A 25,668-nucleotide genomic window follows, 5' to 3' on the forward strand; every position below is an offset into this window, starting at 1 on the left:
ATCGACAGGAGTCTTGCATGCCCATCGCGTTCGATCAGCCGCCCACCGCCGGCGGCGCCACCGTTCACTCACCCGCGCAGACGCGGTCCATCGCCGATTTCACCTGGAGTCCGGCGACGCGCGCGGCCAACGCGCGGCTGCGGCGCAACGTGCCCGGCCTGTTTTCGACCGTCACCGGCACCGCCGGCGACGATGTGCTGTACGGCAGCCATCAGGCCGACCTCATCGAAGGGCTCGACGGCGCCGACACCTTGTACGGCCTGGGCGGCGACGATGCCTTGTACGGCGGCAGCGGCGACAACGTTCTGCTCGGCGGCAGCGGCGACGACCAGTTGTACGGCGGCGAAGGCAACGATTTCTACTACTTCAACATCGGCGACGGCCAGGATCGGGTCTACAGCGCCGACAGCCTGGGCCAATTCATCGAGGTCGTGCATTTCGGCGCGGGGATCGATCCGGCGCTGGTGACGCTGGCGCGCGTGGGCGCCGATCTGGTCGTGAACTACGGCAACGGCGATGCGGTGACGGTGGTCGGCTTCTTTCCCGGTGGTGAAGACCCGTGGCCGCGCGGCGTCGATGAAATCTGGTTCCACGAAGGCGCGACCTGGGACGTGGCGGAAATTCTCGCGCGCCTGCCGCCGGGGCAGGGCCTCTGATCGAATCGAGCCGATCCGCGCGCGCCCGGATGCCGCGCGCGCGGATCGGACGGTCGTCGCGGCCGACGGCGCTTCGCGACGTCGGTTTCGGTATCGACGGCTCCGACTCACGCGGCCGCTCTCGAGTCGCCGCGTACTGCGTGCCGGCCGTGAAACGGTCCGCTGGCGCCGATTACCACAGCGCCCCGATATTTGGCATAGTGGCCCGCCAGCTGGAGCGCCCCACCCGGATGCCGGGAGCCCTTCAAAACGCAGCTACGCAATGGTTCGGACCGGCTTTCGACCGGCTGCACCCCTTGCTGCAGGCGCTGCATCGCAGCGGCGGCACCCTGGGCGGGGAGATCGCCATCTCCACTGGAACCGGAACGGCCGGACGCATCGGCCGCCGACTGGCGCGCAAATTCGGCATCCCGATCGATCGCCCGCGCCGCAGGTTCCGGGTCGACATCGTCCACGATCAACAGCAGATGCAGTGGCGCCGCCGCTTCGACGACGGCAGCGAACTGATCTCGATTTTCCGGCCGGTAGGCCGTTATCCCGACGGCTATTGGCTGGAGTCCACCGGCCCGGCGCGCATGCGGCTCGGCGTGGATCTCGACGGCGGCGGCTGGCGCTGGCGTCTGCGCGGCGTCGATGTGCGCGGCCTGCGCCTGCCGCTGCTTCTGTTTCCGCATACCGATGCCTATAAGCGCATCGAACCGGGCGGCGAGGGCGAACGCTATCGTTTCGCTGTCGTCTTCTCGCTGTTTCCCTTCGGCGAACTGCTGCGCTACGAAGGCGCGCTGCACGCCATCCCGGCCGTTACGGCCTCCGCGGCCGATCCGGCCGGCGCAGCGGTCGCCGCTGCGCACAGTTCCGCAGAACGAGTGATTCCATGACTGATCGTATTCCCTTGCTTATCGACACCGACCCCGGCGTGGACGACGCGCTGGCCCTGCTGATGGCGTTCAACGATGCGCGCCATGAAGTGGTCGGTCTGACCATCGCCGCCGGCAACGTCGGCTTGAAGCACACCGTCGCCAACGCGCTCAAGCTGTGCGAAGTGGCCGGCGTCGACGTGCCGGTGTTCGCCGGCACCGCCGCGCCGCTGCTGCATCCTTCGCCCGATGCGGGCTATGTGCATGGTCAGGACGGTTTCGGCGATGTCGGTTACGAGCCCGCCAAGCGTCAGGTTGAAGCCGAACATGCGGCGCTGGCGATCCTGCGTTTATCGCATGAGCACGCCGGCAAACTGCTGCTGGTCGCGCTCGGCCCGCTGACCAATGTCGCGCTCGCGCTCAAGCTCGATCCGACCCTGCCGCAACGCATCGCGCGCCTGGTGGTGATGGGCGGCGCGGTCACCTGCCAGGGCAACATCACCCCGGCGGCCGAGTTCAACATCTATTTCGATCCGGAAGCCGCGCACATCGTGTTCGAAGCGTTCGAGCACATCGACCTGGCCGATTGGGAAGCCGTGGTCGCGCACGGCCTGCATCACGATCGCGTGGTCGAGTGGCTCAAGGCCGGTTCGACCCGCGGCCAGTTCTACGAACGCATTTCCGAGAAGACCCGGCTGTGGTCGATCGATCGCCGCGGCGATCACTGGCATGCTGCCGACGCGCTGGCGATGGCGTTCGCGCTGGAACCCGACGGCGCGCTCGACGTGCAGGCGCGGCCGGTTTCGATCGAGTTGGAGGGCACCCACAGCCGCGGCGCGACCATCGTCGATTGGCGGCGTCAGGAAGGGCGGGAGGATCGGGTGGCTATTTTGATGAAGTACGATCAAAAGCGATTCGAACACCTGATCCGGGACGCTCTCGCCGCGTCCCCTGCGTAGTCAGTCGGACTACGACGCAAGGCGCCGAAGCGACCCACTAGGTCGCCAAGGCGCCGCCGTTCGGCGGCGTACACACAGACAGTTTGGATAGCGGATCAAAGGGCGCGAAGCGGCCAGCTTGGGCCGCATCCGCGCGCGCCCTCAGGCAAGCACGGATTTCCCTGAATCGCCCGAAGCCCAGTCGCGCCGGCGAGGCCCGATACCACCCTCGATCAGCCCTCAAGCCCCGCCAAACCCAGACAGGACAGCCTCCAAGCAGTTTTGACTTTTCCTGCCCGCGAGACTTGCGCCACCCGCCAGGTGGCCGCTATACTGCCCGACTTTCCCGCACATACTAAGGTTGAGTGCCATGAAGGCAGGCATCCATCCCGAATACCGCAGTGTCGTCTTTCAGGACGTCACCACCGATTTCCAGATCGTGACCCGTTCGACCCTGTCGAGCAAGGAAACGATCAAGGTCGATGGCACCGAGTATCCGTTGATCAAGGTCGATATCTCGTCGGCTTCGCACCCGTTCTATACGGGCAAGCACAAGATCATGGACACCAGCGGTCGCGTCGACAAGTTCCGTAAGCGTTACGCGCAGAAGTAATTCTGACCGGAGCGATCCGGACGCGACATCGCTGTACGCATAACGGCTGCCCGCAAGGGCGGCCGTTTGCGTTTGCGTTTGCGCGCCGGGTCGCTGATAGACGCCGTCGGCCGCGGTGGCCGGCGCGAGCATGGCGCGAGCTGCGATCGGATGGTTGTGGGGCGCCGGTAAGTGAACTTGTGCGTGCGGCGTCGCGAGTTGCAGCGGGTGGCGCCGTGGCTGTGGATTCGTGGTCGCGGCTTGCGCCGCTCCTACAGGGGCGGTCGGGCGACGTTCGTGGCCGGGGGACGGCCTCGCTTGGCAGTGGACATGTCCGCCGACGCAGGCCCCCGGCTTTGCCGCATCGGGCCGCGTGCCTGGGCCGGTGCGGCGGTTCGCCCGGTTCGACGCAAGGCTGGAACGCAGCAAGGTTCCAGCGGGGGCGCCCCGACCAAAGTCCGAGCTTGGGCTCAGGAAGCGTTGTGCGATAATTCAGCATCGCAACGCAATGCGACCCCCCGTTCCCCTCCTGTCGCGGCCCTCCCTGCGGCAGGCAGACTGAGGAGTGTTTCGTGTCTGAAGATTCCAGCAAAACCCGCCTCGATCAGGTCACCGTGACCGCCGGCGACAAGAACTTCGCCCTGCCGGTGCAGCATCCGGTGCTCGGCGCTCCCTGCGTCGACATCGCCAAGCTGCCGAAAGAAACCGGGATGTTCACCTACGACCCGGGCTTCACCGCGACCGCGAGCTGCAAGTCGGCGATCACCTACATCGATGGCGACGCGGGCGTGCTGCTGTACCGCGGCTACCCGATCGAACAGCTCGCGGAGAAGTCGAACTTCCTCGAAGTCGCCTATCTGCTGATGAACGGCGAACTGCCGACGCAGACCGAGTTCTCCAAGTTCGAACACGAAGTCACGCATCACACGATGATGCATGAGGCGTTCCGCACCTTCCTGTACGGCTTCCGCCACGACGCGCATCCGATGGCGATGCTGGTCGGCATGCTCGGTTCGATGGCGAGCTTCTATCACAACGAACTCGACCTGGAAGATCCCGAACAGCGCCGCCTCGCCGCGATCCGCCTGATCGCCAAGGTGCCGACGATCGCCGCCGCCTGCCATCGCTATTCGATCGGCTGGCCGATCCGCTATCCGAAGAACAGCCTCGACTACACCACGCGCTTCCTGCACATGCTGTTCGAAGTGCCGAGCGAGCCGCTGGAACTCAGCCCGGTCGCGGCCAAGGCGATGGACCTGTTGTTCATCCTGCACGCCGACCACGAGCAGAACGCGTCGACCTCGACCGTGCGTCTGGTCGGTTCCACCGGCGCCAACCCGTACGTCAGCGTCGCCTCGGGCGTCGCCGCGTTGTGGGGACCGGCGCACGGCGGCGCCAACGAAGCCGTGCTCAAGATGCTCAACGAGATCGGCCGTCCGGAAAACGTCAAGAGCGCGATCGACAAGGCCAAGGACAAGGAATCGGGCTTCCGCCTGATGGGCTTCGGCCACCGCGTCTACAAGAACTACGATCCGCGCGCCGCGCTGGTGCGCAAGATGACCCACGACGTGCTCGGCGAACTCGGCGTCAACGATCCGCTGCTGGAAGTGGCGATGAAGCTGGAAGAGGCGGCGCTGAAGGACGATTACTTCGTGCAGCGCAAGCTCTACCCGAACGTCGACTTCTACTCGGGCATCATCTACAAGGCGCTCGGCATCCCGGTGGAAATGTTCACGGTGATGTTCGCCATCGCGCGTACCGCCGGCTGGGTGTCGCATTGGCTGGAACAGCAGAACGATCCCGAGAACAAGATCGGCCGTCCGCGCCAGATCTACACCGGCCACGGCGTGCGCGACTACGTCGGCGCCGACAAGCGCTGAGTTACCGCGTCGTCCGCTGAATACGAAACGCCCCGCATCCGCGGGGCGTTTTCGTTTGCGCCGAGAGACGAAGGCCGCCTTAGACTCCCTCTCCCGCTTGCGGGAGAGGGCCGGGGTGAGGGCCTGACAGGTGCGCCAGTGACGCCGTTATCGGCACAGCGCCGCTACGCCGATAAGCGCGCCGCCAAGCGATTTACTCGACCGTGCAGTCCTTCAAACTCAGATAATCTGTGCCGCTGGTGAAACCGACCGTGCAGGTCGCGGTGAACTTGGCGCCGATCTTGAGCGCGCCGAGCTTCTTGCTCTGCGCTTCGTCCTCGCCCATCAGGCGGGCGTATTCGGCTTCTTCGCCGGCCTCGGTGGCCTGCAGGATCGGCGTGTCGTCCATCGAGGTGGTCTGGTCGAGCACCACCGCGCTGAAACGCACGCGGGTGTCGTACTCGGCCATCGACAGCGCGCTGTTGCCTGCGTTTTCGTAGCTCTGGTACAGCTTGGTCAGGCTGGTCGCGGCCGGCTTGTCGGCGGCGACGGCGGCCGACGAAAGGGTCAGCAGACACAGCAGCGCGGGTCCATGGAATCGCATGAGACGTCCTTGATTGGGTACGAAAGGATCGCCATTGTGCCGTCGGTCCGTGTCGGCGTCTCGCTCATAATCGGCCATGTTTCGCGTAAGTCTCGCCGGATCGGGATGAGCCTGGGCGAAGTCCTGTCGGGGTTGCGTGGTCCCTGGTTGCTTAGAGCCTTAGCGCGACCTTCCTGCCGCTATTCCCGCGAAGGCGGGCTCCGCTTTTACCGCGCTCAGCGAACCCAGCGCGATCGCCAAAGGATAAACACGGACGGCCTGGGCGTTGGATCATGTGCGGCGCTTCCTGCGACGGATCGATGAAGATTCATGCAGGATTTCGCCTGCGCGAATTTAGCGACGGCCGCTGCTACTCGGTCCGCGCGCTAGTCCGCAGATCGCGGATGAAATGCGCGTAGGCGTTACGGTCGTCCGTGGCGCCGGCGGCGATGCGGTCGAGCTGCGCTTGCGCCTGGCGCACGGCCTGAGCGGTATCGAGACTGCCGTCGAGCACGCCGTCGCGCAGTTGCCGCATGCGTTGCAGGCTCAGGCCCGAAGCGCGCGCGTACTTGTCGTTCTGGGCGAGGAAGAAAGCGACCAGCGCCGGTGGCAGGCGCGCGTCGTCGGCGATATCGCGACGGCCGTATTCGTAGATCTTCGCCTGCTTCCACGGGTCGAAGCCGCGGGTGCCGAAGCTGTCGGACTGGCTCAGGAAGATCTGCGTGGTCGGCACCACGATGCGGGTTTCGCGCGGGCTCGAGGCGACACGCCAGACCGCGACGGTGTGATTGGAGGTCGGCCAGAACAGGCCGACGTTACGCACGCCGCCGCGGCGGGCGAGGAAGGCGTACAGCGCGGACAGCTCGTCGCATTCGGCGGTAGCGGTGATGCCGCTCGGCGTCGCGCCACGCAGCGATCGCCACTGCGTCCAGATCGCATCGGAGTTGGGTTCGCGATCGGTGATCGCCCAATGCAGATTCCAATAACCGCCGTCGCGGGTGGCTTCGAACAACAGGCGCAGATAGGCGTAGTCGGCGTAGGGCAGTTGCGCGGCGCTCACGCGCTGGTCGGCGAGCAGGGCGTCGTAGTCGGCGCGTACGGCTGGGCTGGATTGCGACGCGGCGGCTTGGGTGCGCAGGCGCGCGACCAGGCCGGCGACGGTGTTTGCTTCGGCCGCCGGGGTTGTGTTGTTGGAAGTGGCGCGCGGGGCGGGCGGTGTCGCGGTTGCGATGAACGACATGGTCGACAGGAGCAGGGCGCCGAGCAGTTGCCGAGCGCTCGATGCGATGGTCCGCTTGGCCGAGTCGGTGCGCTGGCGTTGTTTTCGCATGGGTTCGGTCCTTCGAACGGTTGTGTTGTTCTGACGTTGTTGCGGTTTCGCGCGTATGCGAAAGGTAGTCAGTCCATAGTCCGGGGTTGCCACCCTACTCGCTGTTGTCGCCGTCATCCCCGCCTTCGCGGGGATGACGGCCTGGAGGTGTCGCGAGGTTTTTGAAGTGCGCGATGGCGATTGGGTCGCCATCACGCGTTGGCGTTTTCTTGAGCCGAGGAATGTCAAATATGTTTCAGCCGGAATCGGCCTGCATCGCTTCGGCTTGCATCGCTTTGCATCTAGACCGGTCGACCGACTGCCGGCATAAGCCTCACCACCCGCGCCAACACACCCAACTATCCCCGCTCGAACTCCGAAATCTCCTCATCCGCCAACAGCTGCCGCACTTGATTGGCGGCCGCGCGTTTCATCGGTTTTTCGTCGACCTGCGACAGCGGCGCCTGGCGCAGCACGTCCAGCGGCAGCACGGTCAGGTCGAAGGTCAGCTCTTCGGCGCTGAACACCCACACCGGGAAATCGTCGCTGCGTTCGCGATCCAGGCGCAGGCGACGTTCGCGCGCTTCGGCTGGGATCAAGTGATGGTCGAGAAACATCGACACCGCGTCGGGGTCGTCGCTGTACAGGTGCAGGGCGACCGGGCTGCGCGCGTCGGCGGTGCCGTCGAGCACCGGGCCGACCAGGCGCGGTTCGAACGGGGCGAAGAACTCCAGCGCGCGCAACGCGGCCTCGCGGCGTTGGCGCAGGCCGTCGAGGTTGTCGCGCTGGAACAGGCGCTGGTATTCGCGCAACGCGTCCTCGATCTCGCGGTTACGCGGCAGCGAGGCATCGTCGAAGATGCCGAGTCGTTCGGCCGCCTTGAGCTTGGCCTGGTGATAGTCGCGGATACCGCTTTCGGCGATCAGCCGGGCGGCTTCGTGGGCGAGGCGATGACGGCGCTCGCGAATGCGCGTCTGCGCATGCTGATGTGCGTGCTGTCGGGCCTGGTGCATCTCGACCTCCGCGGCGGGCACTCACGGCGAGGGCGCTCGCCGCGGCCGGTGGGCGCCGGCAAGAGCAAAGCTAGCACGTTCGTCTATCACGGCAATGTCCACGTGGATGCGCCGCTTTCAGCCGCCAGACAGGGCAAGTGCGACGGCAGGCGAACAACGCGGCGGACAAAGAAAAAGGCCGCACGCATCGCGTACGGCCTTCGCCTCGGTCCGGGTCGCGCGATCCGCGCGCCGTCGTGGTGTACCCGCGATCAGAAGATATCGAACGATTCTTCCGACGGCGCGGCGTCTTCGCTGCCGTAGTCGGTGTAGGTCTGCATGCGCTCGAGGTCTTCGGCCTTGACCCATTCGATCACGCCGCCGGCGCCGTCGGGAATCAGCGCGCCGTTGCCGGCCACCGACACCTTGACCATGCCTTGCGGCGGCTCGTTGGGCTGGATCGGCTTGTCCTTGAGCGCCACGCGCATGTAGTCGATCCAGATCGGCAACGCGGCCTTGCCGCCGTACTCGCGGTAGCCCAACGACTTGTAGTTGTCGCGGCCGACCCAGACCGTGGTGACGTACGGGCCGCCGAAGCCGGAGAACCAGGCGTCGCGGTGGTCGTTGGTCGAACCGGTCTTGCCGCCGACGTCCTCGCGGCCGAGCACCTTGGCTGCGGTGCCGGTGCCGCGTTTGACCACGTCGCGCAGCATCGACACGATCTGGTAGGCGATGCGATCGTCGATCGCGCGCGGCGCCAGGTTCAAGGCCGCCATTTCGGCCGGGGTGAGCGGCTTCTTTTCCGGTTCGGCGGGTTTCTTGTCCTTCGGATCAGGCTTCTTGGCCGCGCTGTCGGTGCCGGGCGCGGGGCCCAGGTCGAAGCCGTCGACCACGTTGCTGACCGGCAACGCCGCCGACGAGGTGCCGCCGCGACCACCGCACTGCGGACAGGCGGTGGCCGGCTTTTCCTTGAACACCACCGCGCCGGCGCGATCCTTGACCTCGTCGATGAACCACGGGGTGATGCGGAAGCCGCCGTTGGCGAACACCGAATAGCCGCGCGCGACCGACAGCGGGGTCAGCGAGGCGGTGCCCAGCGACATCGACAGGTTCGGCGGCAGTTGTTCCGGATCGAAGCCGAAATGGCTGATGTACTTGCGCGCGAAGTCGACGCTGATGGCGTCGAGCAGACGCACCGAGACCAGGTTGCGAGACTGCACCATCGCCTCGCGCACGCGCATCGGCCCGGCGAAGTTGCCGCCGTCGTTCTGCGGGCGCCACAGGTGGCCGCGGCGGTCCTTGAACACCACCGGGGCGTCGAGCACGATCGAGGCCGGGTTGTAGCCGCGTTCGAACGCGGCCGCGTAGACGAACGGCTTGAAGCTCGAGCCGGGCTGGCGGCGCGCCTGGGTGGCGCGGTTGAACTTGGCGCCGGCGAAGCTGTAACCGCCCGACAACGCGCGCAACGCGCCGTCGGAAGGCTCCAGCGAGACCAGCGCGGCCTGCGCCTGCGGCAGCTGATCGAGACGGTAGGTCACGATCGGCGGCTCGGCCGGAACGGCGGGCGCCGCCGGGGCGGTTTCGCCTGGCTTGGGTTCCGCCGCCGGCTTGGCCGGGGTTTCCAGGCGCGCGACCCGGACCAGGTCGCCGCGGGTCAGCAGGCTGCCGGGGCTGCGGCCGCCGAAGCCCTGCTTGTCGGTGAGGGTCAGCTCGGTGCCGTCGGCGAGCGCGACCGTGGCCTGCGCGCCGCTGGTCGCCAGGACCACCGCGGGCAGCAGGTTGGCCTGGGCCGGAATGCCGCGCAGGCGCACTCGCGCGGCCGCCGCGTCTTCGCCGGCGGCGAGGTCGAAGTGCTGCTCGACGCCGTGCCAGCCGTGGCGGCGGTCGTACACCGACAGGCCGTCGCGGATCGCCTTATCGGCGGCGACCTGCAGGGTCGGGTCGATGGTGGTGGTGACGTGGTAGCCCTTGGTCAGCGCCTCGGCGCCGTAGCGGGCGACCATTTCCTGGCGGACCATCTCGGCCACGTACGGCGCGTACACCTCGACCGGCCGCTCGTGCGGGGTCGCGTGCATCGGCACCGCCTTGGCCTGGGCGGCTTCCTCGGCGCTGATGAAACGCTGCTCGGCCATGCGGTCGAGGATGTAGTCGCGACGGATCTTGGCGCGCTCGGGATTGCTGAGCGGGTTGCCGCTGGACGGGAACTTCGGAATGCCGGCCAGCGAGGCCATTTCGTCGAGCGACAGCTCGCTCATCTTCTTGCCGTAATAGAACTCGGCCGCCGCGCCCACGCCGTAGGCGCGGTTGCCGAAGAAGCTCTTGTTCAAGTACAGCTCGAAGATCTCGTCCTTGCTCAGCTCCTGCTCCATGCGCATGGCCAGCAGCATTTCGCCGAGCTTGCGCTTGTAGCTGTATTCCGAACTCAGGAAGAACTGGCGCGCGACCTGCTGGGTGATGGTCGATCCGCCCGGCACGCGCTTGTCGTCGGTGGTCGCCAGCAGCCAGATCGCGCGGCCGATGCCTTTGTAGTCGATGCCGTGGTGCTGGTAGAAGCGCGAGTCCTCGATCGCGATGAACGCCTGCTTCTGGCGCTCGGGCACGTCTTCGATCGCGATCGGGTAGCGCCGGGTCTCGCCGAACATCGCCATCAGGCGGCCGTCGCGGGCGTAGACGTACATCGGTTCCTGCAGCTCGATGGTGCGCAGGGTTTCGACGTCGGGCAGTTTGGGGACGATCAGGTAGTACAAGGTGCCGAGCGCGATGGCGCCCAGCAGGGCCACGCCGATGAACGCGTAAAGCGCCCAGCGCAGCCAACGGCGTATACGGGACATCGAAGCGGGTTCCGGGGTCGGTGGTCGTAGCGGGGAAGTATAGAGGAGCGCGGATCGCGACCCGGGTCCCGGTTTGCCGCTCGGATGCGGGTGGTGCTTGCGGGTTCGCGGCGGGTCAGTGCCGGGGTAGGGCGGTCCGGTTTCGCGCAATTGGCGGCCGGAGCGGGGGTTTCGCCAACCGATCCGCGCCGTCGCAAAGGCCGAAATGCCGGCGCCGGCACGGATCGCGCCCCGGCTCTGGCGGCAGGATCGGCAAAGCGTCCTGCGCCGCCGGGCGTTTTACGATTCGGCCGGCGCACAGGCGTGCGCGCGCGGTTTCGCGCCAGGACGTCCGACAAGTGGACTGACGGTGGCGGTCACGTGACGTTGAGGGTCAAAAAAGCACGACTTGGTTGGCATTCACGAAAGAAGTGGTTGCCAGCCTGTGAAAAGTCCGTTATCTAATCCGGGGCCACACGAAGTGCGCGTAAGCGCTTGTGGCATGGGGAGATAACTGTGGGACTCATCACAAAAAGCCAGCCGGCCTTGGTCGGCGTGGACATCAGCTCGACCGCGGTAAAGCTGTTGCAGCTCTCAAGAGTCGGCAACCGCTACCGGGTTGAGCACTATGCTGTCGAACCGCTGCCGCCCAACGCGGTGGTGGAAAAGAACATCGTCGAGGTCGAAGCGGTAGGCGAGGCGATCAAACGCGCCGTTGCCCGCTCGGGGACCCGCGTGAAGCATGCCGCCGCCGCGGTCGCCGGTTCCTCGGTGATCACCCGGGTCATCGGCATGCCGAACGATCTCGACGAAGACGAGATGGAGTCGCAGATCGAGCTGGAGGCGGCCAATTACGTGCCGTATCCGATCGACGAGGTGAACCACGACTTCGAGGTCCTCGGGCCGATGCCGGGCGCTTCGGACATGGTCCAGGTGCTGCTCGCGGCCTCGCGATCGGAGAATGTCGAGGTGCGCGCCTCGGCGCTCGAGCTCGGCGGGCTGACCCCCCGGGTCATGGACGTGGAGGCGTTCGCGATCGAAAACGCGTTCGCGCTGCTCGCCGACACCCTCAGCGGGCCGCGCGACGGTCTGGTCGCCCTGGTCGATTCCGGCGCGACGATGACCACGCTCAACGTCTTGCGCAACGGCCGCAGCCTGTACCACCGCGAACAAGTGTTCGGCGGCAAGCAGCTGACCGACGAGGTCATGCGCCGCTACGGTCTGAGCTACGAGGAAGCCGGTCTGGCCAAGCGCCAGGGCGGGTTGCCGGAGAGCTATCAGGCCGAAGTGCTGGAGCCGTTCAAGGAAGCGATGGTCCAGCAGGTCAGTCGCCTGCTGCAGTTCTTCTACGCCGGCAGCGAGTTCAACCGCGTCGATCAGATCGTGCTGGCCGGCGGCGGCGCCTCGATTCCGCGCATCGCCGAGATGGTCGAGGAGCAACTCGGCGTCCCGACCACCGTGGCCAATCCGCTCGCGCACATGACCCTGGGCCCGCGCGTCCAGGCGCATGCCCTGGCGCAGGACGCGCCCGCGCTGATGATCGCCTGCGGCCTGGCCCTGAGGAGCTTCGACTGATGGCACGCATCAACCTGCTCCCTTGGCGCGCAGAGCGCCGAAAGGCCCGACAGAAGGAATTCGGCGCGATCATGCTGCTGTCGATCCTGGCCGCGCTGGCGCTGTCGGTCCTGATCGTCTTCTACTACAGCAGCGAAATCAGCGGTCAGCGCAAGCGCAATGCGTTCCTCGACACGCAGATCGCCGAAGTCGAGAAGAAGATCACCGAGATCGAAGAGCTCGACAAGAAGAAGTCCAAGCTGCTCGCGCGCAAGGAAGTGATCGAGAAGCTGCAGTCCAACCGTTCGCAGATGGTGCACCTGTTCGATTCGCTGGTGCGCACGATTCCCGACGGCGCGGTGCTGACCGCGATCAAGCAGGACGCGGAAACGCTGACCCTGGAAGGTCGCGCGCAGTCCAACGCCCGGGTCAGTACCTACATGCGCAACCTCGAAGTGTCCGGCTGGATGACCAAGCCCGACCTGAGCATCATCGAGGCCAAGGGCAACGAGAAGGGCCTGCCGTACGAGTTCAAGCTGCAGGTCAAGCTGGCCAACCCGAACGCGCCCAAGGACGAGGACGGCGACGGCTTCCCGGATGCGCCGGCGCCCGCCGACGCGACCGCGGCGCCTGCCGACGGTACGGCTCCGCCTGCGGGCACGACGGCTCCGGCCGGTACCGCCCCCGTCGCTCCGGCTGACGCCAAGCCCGGCGCCGCGCCGGCCACGACGCCCGCCAAAACCGCGCCTGCTCCCGCCCAGCCTGCCGCCGCGCCGGTCAAGCCCGCGCCCGCCGCCCCCACCAAGACAGGAGCCGCGTCGTGAGCAAGAAGGCTTCTATGAAGAACCTCGATTTCAACAATATCGGCGGTTGGCCGCGTAAGGCGCAGATCGTGTTCTGCGCGGCGGTCGGCCTGATCATTGTCGGTCTGGCCTGGTGGTTTTTTGTCAGCGGCAAGCGCGAGGAGTTGCAGGGCCTGGAGCGGAAGGAGGCCGATCTGCGTCAGACCTTCGAGACCAAGCAAGGTCGCGCCGCGAACCTGGAACCGCTCAAGCAGCAACTCACGCAGATGGAGCAGCAGTTGCAGCAGATGCTGCGACAGCTGCCGAGCAAGACCGAAATGCCCGACCTGATCGTCGACATCTCGCAGACCGCCCTGGCCACCGGCATCTCCAACGAGCTGTTCCAGCCCGGCGCGGAAGTGCCCAAGGAGTTCTACGCCGAGAAGCCGATCGCGCTGCGCATGGTGGGCACCTACCACCAGTTCGGCGCCTTCGTCAGCGGCGTGGCCTCGCTGCCGCGCGTGGTCATCATGACCATGCACGACATCTCGCTGAAGCCCAAGGGCAAGAACAACAAGGACGCGGTCGGCGGCATCACCCCGAACAGTCCGTTGGAGCTGGCCGGTACGGTCAAGACTTACCGCTATCTGGATGAAGACGAGATGGCCGCGCAAGCGCAAACCGCCGATGCCGCCGCGGGCGGCAACAAGGGCGGCGGCAAGGACAAGAAAAAGCCCGACGACAAGAAGGGGGCTGACTGAGATGGCCAATAGCCTCGCTTTCAATCGCTCCTGGACCAGCGGCCTGTTCGCGGTCGCCCTGCTGCTCGTTTCCACCGGTTGCTTCCGCAGCATCACCAGCACGCCTGGCGATGCGCCCAACCTGGAGAAGTGGGTGGCCGAGGTCAAGGCCAAGCCGGCGCCGCCGCTGGACCCGCTGCCGGTCATGCAGCAGTTCGAGACTTTCGAATACACCGCGCAGGACATGCGCGATCCGTTCAGCACCGCTTTCACCGATCAGGACAACGGCTCCGGCCCGCGCCCCGAGAAGGAGCGACGCAAGCAGCCGCTGGAACAGTTCCCGCTCGACGGTCTCGACATGGTCGGGACGCTCGGACGCGGCAGCGGTATCGTGGCGCTGGTCATGGCGCCCGACAAAGTGACTTATCGTGTTCGACCGGGTGCGTACATGGGGCAGAACGATGGTCGCGTGACCAGTGTTTCTGAGGAGCGCATCGACTTGGTGGAACTGGTGCCGGATGGCGCAGGCGGTTGGCTGGAACGTCCGGCTTCCGTGGCGCTGGAAGATCAATGATTAGGGGATAGCATGATGATCGTATTCAACGCCAAATCCATGCCGTCGGCCCGACGCCCCATGGCCTCCGGCGCCCGCATGGCCGGGCTCGTGGTCGGCGTGCTCGCCGGCATCAGCGCTGTCCATGCGGCCCCGCCGGCCGCCGCCGCGGCTCCCGTCGTCCAGCCGCAGGCCCAGTTGCCCGCCGCCGCGACGGTGGCGCCGACGCCGAGCAACGACCCGTCCAAGCAATTGCCGGGCACGATTTCGGTCGCCAACATCGACTTCAAGCGCGGCGACGGCGGCTCCGGCAAGCTGATCGTGCGCTTCAGCGGCGACGGCGCGATGCCGGACATGCGCAACCAGGGCTCGGAAGTGCTGGTCAACGTCGGCAATGCGCAATTGCCGGCGTCGCTGCAGCGCCAGCTCAACGTGGTCGACTTCGCCACGCCGGTGCAGCGCATCGACGCGCGCGTGAGCGGTACCGGTACCCAACTGGTGCTCAACACCAGCGGCGCGTTCGACACCATGGCCTACCAGACCGGTCGCGACTACATCGTCGAAGTCGTGCCGCGCACGGCGCAGGCTGGTAATCGCGCGGTGGGCGCGGCCGCGGGCGCCAAGTCGTCCGGCAATGCCGCGCCGACTTCGGGCACGATTTCGCAGGCGCCGGCCGGCGTGATCCGCAGCTACTCGGGCCGCCCGGTGACCTTCAACTTCCAGGACGTGCCGGTGCGCACCGTGCTGCAGTTGGTCGCCGAGGAATCCAACCTCAACATCGTCGCGGCCGACACGGTCCAGGGCAATGTCACCCTGCGGCTGGTCAACGTGCCGTGGGATCAGGCGCTGGACATCGTCCTGCAGGCCAAGGGCCTGGACAAGCGCCGCAGCGGCAACGTGGTGTGGGTTGCGCCGCAGGCCGAAGTGGCCAAGTACGAACAGGATCGCGAAGACGCGCGCATCGCGCTCGACAACCGCGTCGACCTGACCACCGAATACATCCAGATCAACTACCACAATGCCGCGCAGATCTATAAGGCGCTGACCGAGGCCAAGGGCATCGGCGGTAGCGGTGGCGGTGGTAGTGGTGAGGGTTCACAAAACGAGAACGGCTTCCTGTCGCCGCGCGGTCGTCTGGTCGCCGACGAGCGCACCAACACCCTGATGATCAGCGACATCCCGAAGAAAGTGACCCAGATGAAGGAGCTGATCCGGGTCATCGACCGCCCGGTCGATCAGGTCCTGATCGAGGCGCGCATCGTGATCGCGACCGAAAGCTTCGCCCGCGACTTGGGCGCGCGTTTCGGCGTGTCGGGTCAGAAGGGCGATGTGATCACCAGCGGTACGCTGGAGAGCATCAACAACTATCGCAACACCGCCGCCAAGAACCAGCTCATCTCCGCGCAGGCGAATAAGCTGACGGACGACGCGAGCCTGTTCGACGGCATTGATGACGCCAAAGCCAATGCCTTGCGCGATCAGGCCCGTTCGCTGCTGCAGACCATCACCAACCCGGCGTTCCTGTTCCCGGCCAGCCTCAACAGCAACGTCGGCGTCATCAACCCGGCCGGCGCGCTGGCGTTCACCATCCTCGGCAAGTGGGTGAACCTGGACATGGAGTTCTCCGCGATGCAGACCGAAGGTCGCGGCGAAGTGGTGTCCAACCCGCGCGTGGTCACCAGCAACCAGCGTGAAGCGGTGATCAGCCAGGGCCAGGAAGTCGGCTACGTGACGATTTCGCCGCAGCAGGGCGGCAACAGCATTCCGATCCCGAACGTCCAGTTCAAGGACGTGCTGATGGAGATGAAGGTCAATCCGACCATCACCAACGACGGCCGCGTGTTCCTGAACATGAGCGTCAAGAAGGACGAGGTCGAAGGCTTCGTCGACACCTCGATCGGTCAGGTGCCGCAGATCAACAAGCGCAACATCAATACCGCGGTGCTGGTCGAGGACGGTCAGACTGTCGTGATCGGCGGCGTCTACGAGTTCCGCGATCGCACCGATCTGTCCAAGGTGCCGTTCCTGGCCGACATCCCGTTCCTCGGCAATCTGTTCAAGAAGAAGAGCCGCAGCAAGGAAAAAGCCGAGCTGCTGATCTTCGTGACGCCGAAGGTGATGCAGGTGACGCAGCGCTGAGTCGCGGCATCGGTAAACAGCGAAGAGGGCCTACGGGCCCTCTTTGCGTTTGCGGGGTCCTGACTTCGCTATCGGCCTTGGCGACCCGGCTGAACAGCCGCGCGCACCGATGCGTCGCCGCGCCCGGCCCAGCGAGGCAGACGATCCATGCCCTACCTTCGGCACTTCCCCGCGATCTCCGCGCGCTGCGGAATGAGCCCCGTGATCGCCGAAATAGAACGACGTTTTGAACCTTGACGGCGAACTTCGGTCAAAATCGGCCCAAACCCCCGCCTCGCCCCGCGCTTGCCCGGCGCGTCACCTGGATACCGGATGGACAACGCATCAACCCTTGCCCGCGAGCCCGCCATCGCCTCCGGCGCCGAAACCGCGCGCCTGCACGACGCCTTCCGCGCGCTGCGCGATGCGCTGGCGCTGGAAATCGTCGGCCAGGCCGAGCTGATCGAGCGGCTGCTGATCGCGCTGCTGGCCGACGGCCATCTGCTGGTCGAAGGCGCGCCCGGCCTGGCCAAGACCAGCGCGGTGCGCGCGCTCGCATCGCGCCTGGAAGCCGAGTTCGCGCGCGTGCAGTTCACCCCCGACCTGCTGCCGGCCGATCTGACCGGCACCGAGGTGTGGCGCCAGCAGGAGGGCCGTTTTGAATTCCAGCCCGGGCCGATCTTCCATCCGATCCTGCTCGCCGACGAAATCAATCGCGCGCCGGCCAAGGTGCAATCGGCGCTGCTCGAAGCGATGGGCGAGCGCCAGGTCACCGTCGGCCGCGCGACCTATGCCCTGCCGCAGTTGTTCCTGGTCATGGCGACCCAGAACCCGATCGAGCAGGAAGGCACCTTCCCGCTGCCCGAGGCGCAGCTCGACCGGTTCCTGATGCATGTGCGCATCGGCTATCCGGAAGCGGCGGCCGAAACCGAGATCCTGCGGCTGGCCCGCGAGCGCGCGCGGCAGACGCTCAAGACCGCGCCGGCGCCGGTGGCCAAGATGCCGCTGGCCGACGTGTTCGCGGCGCGCGAGTCGGTGCTGGACCTGCATGTCGCGCCGTCGGTGGAACGGTATCTGGTCGAGATCGTGTTGGCCTCGCGCGACGCCGCCCGCTACGACCCCGCGCTCGCGCGGCGCATCGCCTGGGGCGCGAGCCCGCGCGGCTCGATCGCGCTGGAGCGCTGCGCGCGCGCGCATGCCTGGCTGGCAGGTCGCGACTTCGTGACCCCCGACGACGTGCGCGCGATCGCGCCGGAAGTGCTGCGTCATCGCATCCTGCCGAGCTACGAAGCCACCGCCGAAGGCTGGGACGGCGATCGCCTGCTCGGCGAATTGCTCAAGAAGGTGCCGTTGCCTTGAGGGCCGGGATTCGGGATTTGGAATTCGGGATTCGTAACAGCGGCGTTCGTGATGGTGGATGGATCGATGAGCGACCGTGATGTCGAGTCTGGAATTCTTGGCGGTTTGGGCGGCAACGGAATCGTTTGATGAGTGATGGCGTCGTTCCAAGCTTGGCCGAGTTAGTCGCACTGCGCGCCGCCGTCAGCGGCCGTCGCAGTGCGCGCCTGGGCCGCCACGGCGTCAGCGGACAGGCGCTGTCGCCGCTGCGTGGGCGCGGCATGGAGTACGCCGAGTCGCGCGAGTATTCGCTCGGCGACGACGCGCGCCATATCGACTGGCGCCTGACCGCTCGCACCGGCCGCGCGCATACCAAGTTGTTCCAGGCCGAACGCGAACGATTGACTTTGATCGTCGCCGACACCGCGCCGTCGTTGTATTTCGGCACCCGGGTGCGCTTCAAGTCGGTGCAGGCCGCGCGTGCCGGCGCGGTCGCGGCCTGGGCCGCGGCGCGCGACGGCGACCGCATCGCCGCGTTGCGCGGCAGCCTGCGCGAAGCACCGGTGACGCCGGCCTCCGGCCCGCGCGGCGCCCTGCGCGTGCTCGACGCGATGGTGCGCTGGTACAGCCAGCCGCCGGCCGAGGACGCCGGGCTCGGGGTCGCGCTCGATCATGCAGCGCGTCTGCTGCGTCCGGGTTCGCGCCTGATCGTGCTGGCCGATCCGGCCAGCATCGCCGCCTTGCCGCAGCGCCGCTGGGCGGTGCTCGCCCAGCATCACGAAGTGATCGTGCTGCTGCTGACCGATCCGATCGAAACCCAGCCGCCGTTGTCGGCGTTGCCGTTCAGTCGCGATGGCCAGCGCATCGAGCTCGATCTGGGCGTGGACGCGCAACGCAAACGCTGGCACGACAGCTTCGTCGCGCCGGTCGAAGTCGCATTGGACAAACTGCCGTTGCGCGGTGTGCGTGTGCAGGCGCTGTCGACCGACGCGGCGAGCGAATCCTGGCTGCCGTTGCTGGGCCGCGCGCGGCCGCTGGTGGCCTGATGTCGGCGCCGCTGGCTCTGCGCGATGTGCATAACACCCTGGCGCCGTCGTGGTGGCCGTTGGCGCCGGGCTGGTGGATGGTGATCGGCGCGCTCGCATTGATCGCGCTGGCGCTGTATGCGCTGCGGCGCTGGCGCGAACGCCGCCGTCGCCGCATGAACGAAGTGTTCGATCGCGCGCTCGCCGCCGCCGAGACGCCCGCGGCCGAAGTGGCGGCGATGTCCGAATTGCTGCGCCGCGCCGCGCGCCGCCGCGATCGCGACGCCGATCGCCTGCAAGGCGAGCAGTGGCTGGAGTTTCTCGATCGCGGCAGCAAACGCCGCGATTTCGCCGACGGCGTCGGCCGGCTACTGCTTGACGGCGGCTATCGTCGTGAGGTCGATCGCGAACAGGCCTCTGCGTTGCGCGAACTCGCGCGCCAGCGTTTCCTGCGTTGGATGGGCGTGTCCTGATGCCGTGGTGGAACAGCCTGATAAGCGATGCGCGCGAGTTATTCGCGTGGCCGTGGTATCTGGCCGCGTTGCCGCTGCCGTTGCTGGTGCGCTGGCTGTTGCCGGCGGCGCGCGATGGTTCGGCCGCGCTCAAGGTGCCATTCGGCGAACGCCTGGATGCGGTCGCCGCGGCCGGTGGCCGCAGCCTGCGCGGCGGCGGAGCTGGCGTACTTGCGTGGCTGGCCTGGGCGCTGCTGTGCATCGCCGCGGCGCGGCCGCAGGAACTCGGCGACGCGGTGCAGCCGCCGCAGGTCGGTCGCGACATGATGCTCGCGCTGGATCTGTCCGGCAGCATGAGCGAGCCCGACATGACCCTGGGCTCATCGCCGGTCGATCGTCTGACCGCGGCCAAGGCGGTGCTCGCGGATTTTCTCGATCGTCGCGCCGGCGATCGTATCGGCCTGCTGGTGTTCGGTCGCCGCGCCTACGTGCTCACGCCGCTGACCCTCGATCGCGACACCGTGCGCGATCAGCTCAAGGACAGCGTGGTCGGCCTGGCCGGACAGGAAACCGCGATCGGCGATGCGATCGGCCTGGCGGTCAAGCGCCTGCGCGAACAACCGGCCGGTCAGCGCGTGCTGATCCTGCTCACCGACGGCGTCAACACGCCCGGCACCGCCGATCCGCAGCGCGCCGCGCAGATCGCCCGCGACGACGGCGTGCGCATCCACACCATCGCCTTCGGCGGCGACGGTTCGATGTCGCTGTTCGGTTTCAAGATCGCGATTCCCGGCGGCGAGGCCGAGATCGACGAAGACGCCTTGCGCAAGATCGCTGGCCTCACCGGCGGGCAATTCTTCCGCGCGCGCGATACCGCCGAACTGGTCGGCATCTATGCGCAGATCGATCGGCTGGAACCGGTGAAACGCCCGGGCAAGGCGGTGCGTCCGCGTATCGAACGCTATGCCTGGCCGCTGGCCGGCGCGTTCGCGTTGGGCTTGCTGGCGTTCGTGTTGCCGCGACGGAGGCGGGCATGAATCCGCTGCCGTGGTTCGGCGATGCGAGCCTGGTCTTCCTGCGCCCGCATTGGCTGTGGGCGCTGCTGGCGTTGCCGCTGCTGGGCTGGCTGTGGCGCAGCCGGCGCAAGCGCAGCAGCGTCTGGCGCGGCGCGGTCGATGCGCATCTGCTGCCGCATCTGCTCGAGTCGGGTGGCGGGCGGCGTTCGCGTTTCGCGGTCATCGCCGCCGTGCTCGCTTACCTGATCGCCGTCGTCGCGCTCAGCGGTCCGAGCTGGCGTCAGAGCGAACAACCGCTGTGGCAAGGGAAAACGCCGCTGGTGATCGCGCTGGACTTGTCCAGCCGCATGCTCGCCAGCGATCTGCCGCCAAGCCGTCTTGCCCAGGCGCGGGCCAAGCTGGCGTCGTTGCTGCGCCAGCGCAGCGGCGGCCAGATCGGTCTGGTGGTGTATGCCGATGACGCCTACACCGTCGCGCCGATGACCGACGACCCGCGCAATCTCGCGGTGTTTCTCGACGCGCTCGCGCCCGACGTGATGCCCGGCGACGGCCAGCGCGCGGACCGGGCGATCGAATGGTCGGTCAAACTGTTGCGTCAGGCCGGTTTCGAACGCGGGCAGATCTTGATCCTGAGCGATCGCGCCGACGGCAGCGAACGCCGCGCCGCGGCCAAGGCCGCCGCCGCCGGCTACACGGTGTCGGCGCTCGGCCTGGGCACCGCCGCGGGCGCGGCGTTCCAGCGCCCCGACGGACGCATCGTGATGGCGCGCATGGACGTCGATTCGCTGCGCGGCCTGGCCGCCGACGGCGGTGGCCGCTACGCCGCGATCACTAACGACGACAGCGATCTGCGCAGCTTGCGCATTCTCGCGCCGGGCGCGGCCGACGCCGGCACCGCGCAGGGCGAGAAGACGTTGACCCGCGAAGACAACGGCTATTGGCTGCTGCCGGCGCTGATGCTGCTGGCCTTGCTCGCGTTCCGCCGTCGCAGCGGCGTGGCCGCTGTGCTGCTGCTGTGCCTGTGGCTGCCGACGGCGCCCGGTCATGCGCAGGGCCTGTGGAAACGTCCCGATCAGGTCGAACACGAACGCATGGAGCAGGGCACCCAAGCCTATCGCAAGGGCGAATTCGAACGCGCCGCGCAGCTGTACCAGCGCAGCCAGGGCGCCGATGCGCACTACAACCTCGGCAACGCGCTGGCGCGCCAGGGTCGCTACGAAGAGGCGATCAAGGCCTACGACAGCGCCCTGAAGCTGCAGCCGGGCATGGCCGACGCGATCGCCAACAAGCGCGCGGTCGAGGCGGCGATGAAGCGCAAGCCGCCGCCGAAGAACGGCGACAAGGGCGATTCGAAATCGCAGCCCAAGGACGGCAAGGACAACCAGGACGACAAGGGCAAGGGCGACTCGCCGCCGCGGGGCGACCCGTCGCAACAGCCGCCCAAGCCGTCCAAGCCCGACGATGGGAAACAATCCAAGCCCGAGCAGCCGCCCAAGGACCCCGAAGCGCAGCGCAAGGCCGACGCCGCGCAGCGCGAGAAGATCCAGCGCGAACTCGAACGCCAGGCCAAACAGCCCGGGCAGAAGACCGCCGCGACCGAACAAGCCAAACCGCTCACCCCCGAACAGCGCGAGCGCCGCGTCGCCAACGACGCCTGGCTCAAGCGCGTGCCCGACGATCCGGGCAGCCTGCTGCGGGAAAAATTCAAGATCGAATACGAGCGGCGCCAGAATCAGGCGTTGCGGGGAGATTGAGGCCGATGTCGCGATTGCTGGTCAAACTCGGGTTGTGCCTGGCGCTGATGACGTTCAGCGCCGGCGCCTTCGCGCAGGTGCGCGCGTGGCTCGATCGCGATCGCATCAACGCCGACGAAAGCCTGGTGCTGAGCATCCAGCTTGAAGGCGTGGCCGGCAGCGGTCCGAACTACGGGCCGTTGCTCGGCGACTTCAAGCTGATCGCGAGCAATGCCGGCACCAGCCTGGAACCCGGGCGCGGCGGCATGGTGATGCGCACCTTGTTCCTGGCTTCGCTGCGGCCGTTGCGCAGCGGGCTGCTGACGATTCCGTCGCTACAGGTCAACGGCATGAGCACGCGGCCGCTGAGCGTGATGGTCGTCGCCACCGCGCCCGAGCCGCCGCCGCCGCAAGCGCAACCGGTGGCGACCGGCGCGGACGTGTTCATGGAAACGCTGGTCGACGATGACAGTCCGTATGTGCAGCAGGCGGTGGGTTTGACCGTGCGGCTGTATTCGGCGCTGACCCTGGTCGGCGGCAAGCTCGATCAACCCACGCCGCAGGGCGCGTCCCTGACCCGGGTCGGCGACGACAACCAATACGAGCGCGACATCAGCGGGCGTCGCTACACCATCGTCGAGCGCCGCTTCCTGCTGGTGCCCGAGCGCAGCGGGCCGATGGCGCTGCCGCAGGCACGGTTCGACGGACGCAGCGCGCCGGGTCTGTTCGATCAGCTCACCGGCAGCGGCGGCGACGATCAACACGCGCGTTCGCGGCCGCGCACCCTCAACGTGTTGGCCGCGCCGGCGAATGCGCCGCAGCCGTGGTTGCCGCTGCGCAGCGTGACCCTGCGGTACCGCAGCACGCCGCAAGGCCTGCGGGTGGGCAGCGCGGCGTCGGTGGTGGTCGAAGCCACCATCGACGGCGCCAACGCCGCGCAATTGCCCGAACTGCTGCTGCCGCCGATCGACGGCGTGCAGGTGTTCCCCGAACCGGTGCAGGCCGACGAGGGCTTCAACGAAGGCCGGCCGCGGGTGCGGCTGACCCGCAAATTCTCGCTGGTGCCGTCGCGTCCGGGTCCGGTGCGGGTGGACGGTCTGCGCATGGACTGGTGGGACGTGGTTGGCGGCGCGGCGCGCAGCACGACCTTGCCGCCGTTGAACCTGACCGTCACCGGTGTCGGCGGTGCCGCGGCTGCGGCGCCCAATCCCGGCGGCGCGCAGGCGCCCGACGCGACCAACACCGGCGCGGCGATCGGCACCGATGCGACGGCTGCATCCGCATCGCCGTTCGGCAACGCGGCGTGGGCGGGCGCGGCGCTGCTGTTCGCGGTGCTGTGGTTGATCACCCTGTTCTGGGCGCTGCATCTGCGCGGCCAGCCTTCGCGCGCTCCGAACGTGGGCGCGGCGACGGGCACCGCGCCGGTCGCGACCGGCGCCCGTTCGCTGGCCTTGAACCTGCCGGCGCTCAAGCAATTGATCGATGTCGGCGATTTCGAACAGATCGCCACGGTATTGCGTTCGCTCGCGCGTCCGCCCGCGGCCGACGACGACGAACTGGTCGAGCGTCTTGCCGATCTGGAGCAACGCGAGGCGGTGCAAGCGCTGCGGCGCGCGCGCTGGGGCGGTGGCGACGGCGTCGCCGCGCGCAATCTGCTGCGCGCGGCGTTCGCACGTCCGCCGCAGTGGCGCGAGGTCGCGGTCGAAGCGCCTTCGCCGTTGCCGCCGTTGTATCCGCCTCGGGGTTGATGGCGGGGTTGAGTGACAGCGAGGCGAAGTGGCGCAGAGCAACAGCAGAGCAGAGCACAGCAGAGCAAAAGCGAATCCCCCCTGGCCCCCCTTTTGCAAAGGGGGGAACCCCTTTGGGATGGTGCGGGGCGTGGTGGTGGCTAGTGGGCTTGGATTGCCCTCGCACGTGCTCTCGCATTTGCTATCGGCATCGGCATCGGCATCGGCATCGGTATCGCCTCGCGACGCCATCGCCATGGCCATCAAACTCGAGTTTGCTTTCGGCTTCTCGGCCTCGGCCTCGGCCTCGGCTTCGGCTTCGGCGTCGGCGTCGACCCTGGCTCTGGCCGTGCTGTGACCGTGGCATAGCGACGAACATCTAAACGGCCGCCGCTCCTCCCCCAAGCAACCCGTGCTTTTCCCCCCTTTGCAAAAGGGGGGCAGGGGGATTCGCTTTTCGCTTTTGCTTCCAGCCAGCGATCACCCCGCGCCGACCCCAGCGTCGCATCCCCCAGTCAAGCCCAAAACCCCCTGGTGTATCCTGCCGATTGTTTTGGCCAGGCCCCTTTAGGAGCGCGACTATGAGCAAAACCATGAGCGCAGCCCGATGAGCGACACCGCATCCGCGCGCAAGCCGCTGCCGCTGCACTGGAAGATGGCGATCGGCTTCCTGACCGGTCTGGTGCTGGGCCTGATCGTCTACGCCGCCGGCATCGGCAGCGCCACCTGGGCGCAACTGGCCGGCGACGCCTGCCCGGCCGCCGCGGCCGGTAGCGACGTCGCCTGGCAGTGCCGGCCGTTGCTGAAGCTGTTCAGCGAGACCGTCACCGGCCCGGCCGGCGAGATCTTCCTGCGCCTGATCTTCATGCTGGTGATCCCGCTGCTGTTCTCGGCCCTGGTCATGGGCGTGAGCGAGATGGGCGACATCCGCGCGTTCGGGCGGGTCGGCTGGCGCACGCTGGGCCTGACCGTGGCGATGTCGGCGATCGCGGTCGTGCTCGGCCTGGTCATGGTCAACGTGTTCAAGCCCGGTGCGGGCGTCGACCCGACCACGGCTCAGCAGATGATGAGCGAGAACGCCGAGCGCGCGCAGAGCATCGTCCAGGGCAGCGCCGACGCGCCCAAGGGACTGCAGATGCTGATCTCGATCGTCCCCAACAACGTGATCAAGGCCGCCGCCGACGACGCCATCCTGGCGGTGATGTTCTTCGCCTTGATGATCGGCATCGGCATGGTGCTGACCAAGTCCAAGGCGGTCGACACCCTGCGCGACGGCATCCAGGGCCTGTTCGATATTTCGATGACCCTGATCGGCCTGGTCATCAAGCTGGCGCCGTACGCGGTGTTCTGCTTCATGTTCAACCTGGCCTCGCAGTTCGGCTGGGACTTGTTGTTCAAGCTGGCCAAGTACGTCGCCGTGGTCGTCGCCGCGCTGGCGATCCACTTGTTCGTGGTGTACTCGCTGGCGCTGAAATTCGTCGGTGGGCGCTCGCCGATCGAATTCTTCCGCGCCGTGCAGGAAGCGATGGTGCTGGCGTTCTCGACCGCGTCGAGCAACGCCACCCTGCCGACCGCGTTGCGCGTGGCCGAGGACGAACTCAAGCTGCCGCGGCGCGTGTCGCGCTTTGTGCTGACCGTCGGCGCGACCGCCAACCAGAACGGCACCGCCCTGTTCGAAGGCGTCACGGTGATCTTCCTGGCCCAGTTCTTCGGCGTCGACCTGACCCTGGGCCAGCAGGTGATGGTGATGCTGGTGTGCATCCTGGGCGGCATCGGCACCGCCGGCGTCCCCTCGGGTTCGCTGCCGGTGGTGGCGATGATCTGCGCGATGGTCAACGTGCCGCCGCAGGGCATCGGCCTGATCCTCGGCGTCAATCACTTCCTCGACATGTGCCGGACCACGCTCAACGTCACCGGCGACATCGCGATCGCGGCAATGGTCTCGCGTGGGGTCGAGGACCCGCCGGCGGAGCGGATGGAGGACTGAGGTCCGCTCCGCGCGACGCAATCCGAAGGCCCGCCGCGATGGCGGGC

21 protein-coding genes are annotated in these 25,668 nt (G+C 67.3%); 17 read left to right on the forward strand and 4 right to left on the reverse strand.

Features of this window, described 5'->3' with window-relative positions; all coding sequences use genetic code 11:
* Positions 1-17: 17 nt before the first annotated feature.
* The 5 genes from AC3A4T_RS12195 (at position 18) to AC3A4T_RS12215 (ending at position 4,923) form a co-directional block, all read left to right on the forward strand.
* Positions 18-656 (forward strand): calcium-binding protein, encoded by a 639-nt coding sequence (locus tag AC3A4T_RS12195; protein WP_487675631.1) that lies wholly within the window; start codon positions 18-20, stop codon positions 654-656.
* A 200-nt stretch (positions 657-856) separates the two neighbouring features.
* Positions 857-1,534, forward strand: coding sequence for a DUF4166 domain-containing protein (locus tag AC3A4T_RS12200; protein ID WP_487675632.1), 678 nt, complete (start codon positions 857-859; stop codon positions 1,532-1,534).
* Positions 1,531-2,472: a nucleoside hydrolase gene (locus AC3A4T_RS12205; protein ID WP_487675633.1), complete on the forward strand. Its 942-nt coding sequence runs from the start codon at positions 1,531-1,533 to the stop codon at positions 2,470-2,472. The genes AC3A4T_RS12200 and AC3A4T_RS12205 overlap by 4 nt, the downstream gene beginning before the upstream one ends.
* Before the next feature lie 349 nt (positions 2,473-2,821).
* Positions 2,822-3,064, forward strand: coding sequence for a type B 50S ribosomal protein L31 (locus AC3A4T_RS12210; protein WP_056107261.1), 243 nt, complete (start codon positions 2,822-2,824; stop codon positions 3,062-3,064).
* 551 nt (positions 3,065-3,615) lie between these two features.
* On the forward strand, positions 3,616-4,923 hold the full coding sequence (locus tag AC3A4T_RS12215; protein ID WP_487675634.1) for a citrate synthase: 1,308 nt from the start codon (positions 3,616-3,618) through the stop codon (positions 4,921-4,923).
* Between the two features lie 193 nt (positions 4,924-5,116).
* Here the strand turns inward: AC3A4T_RS12215 and AC3A4T_RS12220 are convergent, their stop codons facing one another.
* From AC3A4T_RS12220 to AC3A4T_RS12235, 4 genes are all read right to left on the reverse strand, one after another.
* Positions 5,117-5,506, reverse strand: coding sequence for a hypothetical protein (locus AC3A4T_RS12220; protein ID WP_487675635.1), 390 nt, complete (start codon positions 5,504-5,506; stop codon positions 5,117-5,119).
* A 349-nt stretch (positions 5,507-5,855) separates the two neighbouring features.
* Positions 5,856-6,815, reverse strand: a complete 960-nt coding sequence (locus AC3A4T_RS12225) for a hypothetical protein (protein ID WP_487675636.1) — start codon at positions 6,813-6,815, stop codon at positions 5,856-5,858.
* A gap of 338 nt (positions 6,816-7,153) precedes the next feature.
* On the reverse strand, positions 7,154-7,807 hold the full coding sequence (locus AC3A4T_RS12230) for a La RNA-binding domain-containing protein (protein ID WP_487675637.1): 654 nt from the start codon (positions 7,805-7,807) through the stop codon (positions 7,154-7,156).
* A 251-nt stretch (positions 7,808-8,058) separates the two neighbouring features.
* Positions 8,059-10,617: a penicillin-binding protein 1A gene (locus AC3A4T_RS12235; protein WP_487675638.1), complete on the reverse strand. Its 2,559-nt coding sequence runs from the start codon at positions 10,615-10,617 to the stop codon at positions 8,059-8,061.
* A gap of 495 nt (positions 10,618-11,112) precedes the next feature.
* Between AC3A4T_RS12235 and AC3A4T_RS12240 the strand changes: the two genes are divergently transcribed.
* The 12 genes from AC3A4T_RS12240 (at position 11,113) to AC3A4T_RS12295 (ending at position 25,621) form a co-directional block, all read left to right on the forward strand.
* Positions 11,113-12,171 (forward strand): pilus assembly protein PilM, encoded by a 1,059-nt coding sequence (locus AC3A4T_RS12240; RefSeq protein ID WP_046655550.1) that lies wholly within the window; start codon positions 11,113-11,115, stop codon positions 12,169-12,171.
* A complete protein-coding gene (locus AC3A4T_RS12245) occupies positions 12,171-12,974 on the forward strand; it encodes a PilN domain-containing protein (protein ID WP_487675639.1) in 804 nt (267 codons plus the stop codon). Before AC3A4T_RS12240 ends, AC3A4T_RS12245 begins: the two co-directional genes overlap by 1 nt.
* Positions 12,971-13,693, forward strand: a complete 723-nt coding sequence (locus AC3A4T_RS12250) for a type IV pilus inner membrane component PilO (RefSeq protein ID WP_487675640.1) — start codon at positions 12,971-12,973, stop codon at positions 13,691-13,693. Before AC3A4T_RS12245 ends, AC3A4T_RS12250 begins: the two co-directional genes overlap by 4 nt.
* Before the next feature lies 1 nt (position 13,694).
* Complete coding sequence (locus tag AC3A4T_RS12255) at positions 13,695-14,246, forward strand: pilus assembly protein PilP (RefSeq protein ID WP_057920795.1); 552 nt, start codon at positions 13,695-13,697, stop codon at positions 14,244-14,246.
* A 60-nt stretch (positions 14,247-14,306) separates the two neighbouring features.
* Complete coding sequence (locus AC3A4T_RS12260) at positions 14,307-16,364, forward strand: type IV pilus secretin PilQ (protein ID WP_487675641.1); 2,058 nt, start codon at positions 14,307-14,309, stop codon at positions 16,362-16,364.
* A 312-nt stretch (positions 16,365-16,676) separates the two neighbouring features.
* On the forward strand, positions 16,677-17,702 hold the full coding sequence (locus AC3A4T_RS12265; RefSeq protein ID WP_487675642.1) for an AAA family ATPase: 1,026 nt from the start codon (positions 16,677-16,679) through the stop codon (positions 17,700-17,702).
* 128 nt (positions 17,703-17,830) lie between these two features.
* Positions 17,831-18,727, forward strand: a complete 897-nt coding sequence (locus AC3A4T_RS12270) for a DUF58 domain-containing protein (RefSeq protein ID WP_487675643.1) — start codon at positions 17,831-17,833, stop codon at positions 18,725-18,727.
* Positions 18,727-19,179: a DUF4381 family protein gene (locus tag AC3A4T_RS12275; protein WP_487675644.1), complete on the forward strand. Its 453-nt coding sequence runs from the start codon at positions 18,727-18,729 to the stop codon at positions 19,177-19,179. The genes AC3A4T_RS12270 and AC3A4T_RS12275 overlap by 1 nt, the downstream gene beginning before the upstream one ends.
* The gene (locus AC3A4T_RS12280) at positions 19,179-20,195 is read left to right on the forward strand and encodes a vWA domain-containing protein (RefSeq protein WP_487675645.1); all 1,017 of its coding nucleotides are present in this window, start codon (positions 19,179-19,181) and stop codon (positions 20,193-20,195) included. The genes AC3A4T_RS12275 and AC3A4T_RS12280 overlap by 1 nt, the downstream gene beginning before the upstream one ends.
* Complete coding sequence (locus AC3A4T_RS12285; protein ID WP_487675646.1) at positions 20,192-21,928, forward strand: VWA domain-containing protein; 1,737 nt, start codon at positions 20,192-20,194, stop codon at positions 21,926-21,928. Before AC3A4T_RS12280 ends, AC3A4T_RS12285 begins: the two co-directional genes overlap by 4 nt.
* Positions 21,929-21,933: 5 nt before the next feature.
* Entirely contained in the window at positions 21,934-23,655 is a 1,722-nt protein-coding gene (locus tag AC3A4T_RS12290; RefSeq protein WP_487675647.1) for a BatD family protein, read from the forward strand.
* A 586-nt stretch (positions 23,656-24,241) separates the two neighbouring features.
* The gene (locus AC3A4T_RS12295; protein ID WP_487675648.1) at positions 24,242-25,621 is read left to right on the forward strand and encodes a dicarboxylate/amino acid:cation symporter; all 1,380 of its coding nucleotides are present in this window, start codon (positions 24,242-24,244) and stop codon (positions 25,619-25,621) included.
* Positions 25,622-25,668: the final 47 nt, after the last annotated feature.

The sequence above is a fragment of the Lysobacter sp. Soil_N_51 genome (assembly GCF_057655755.1).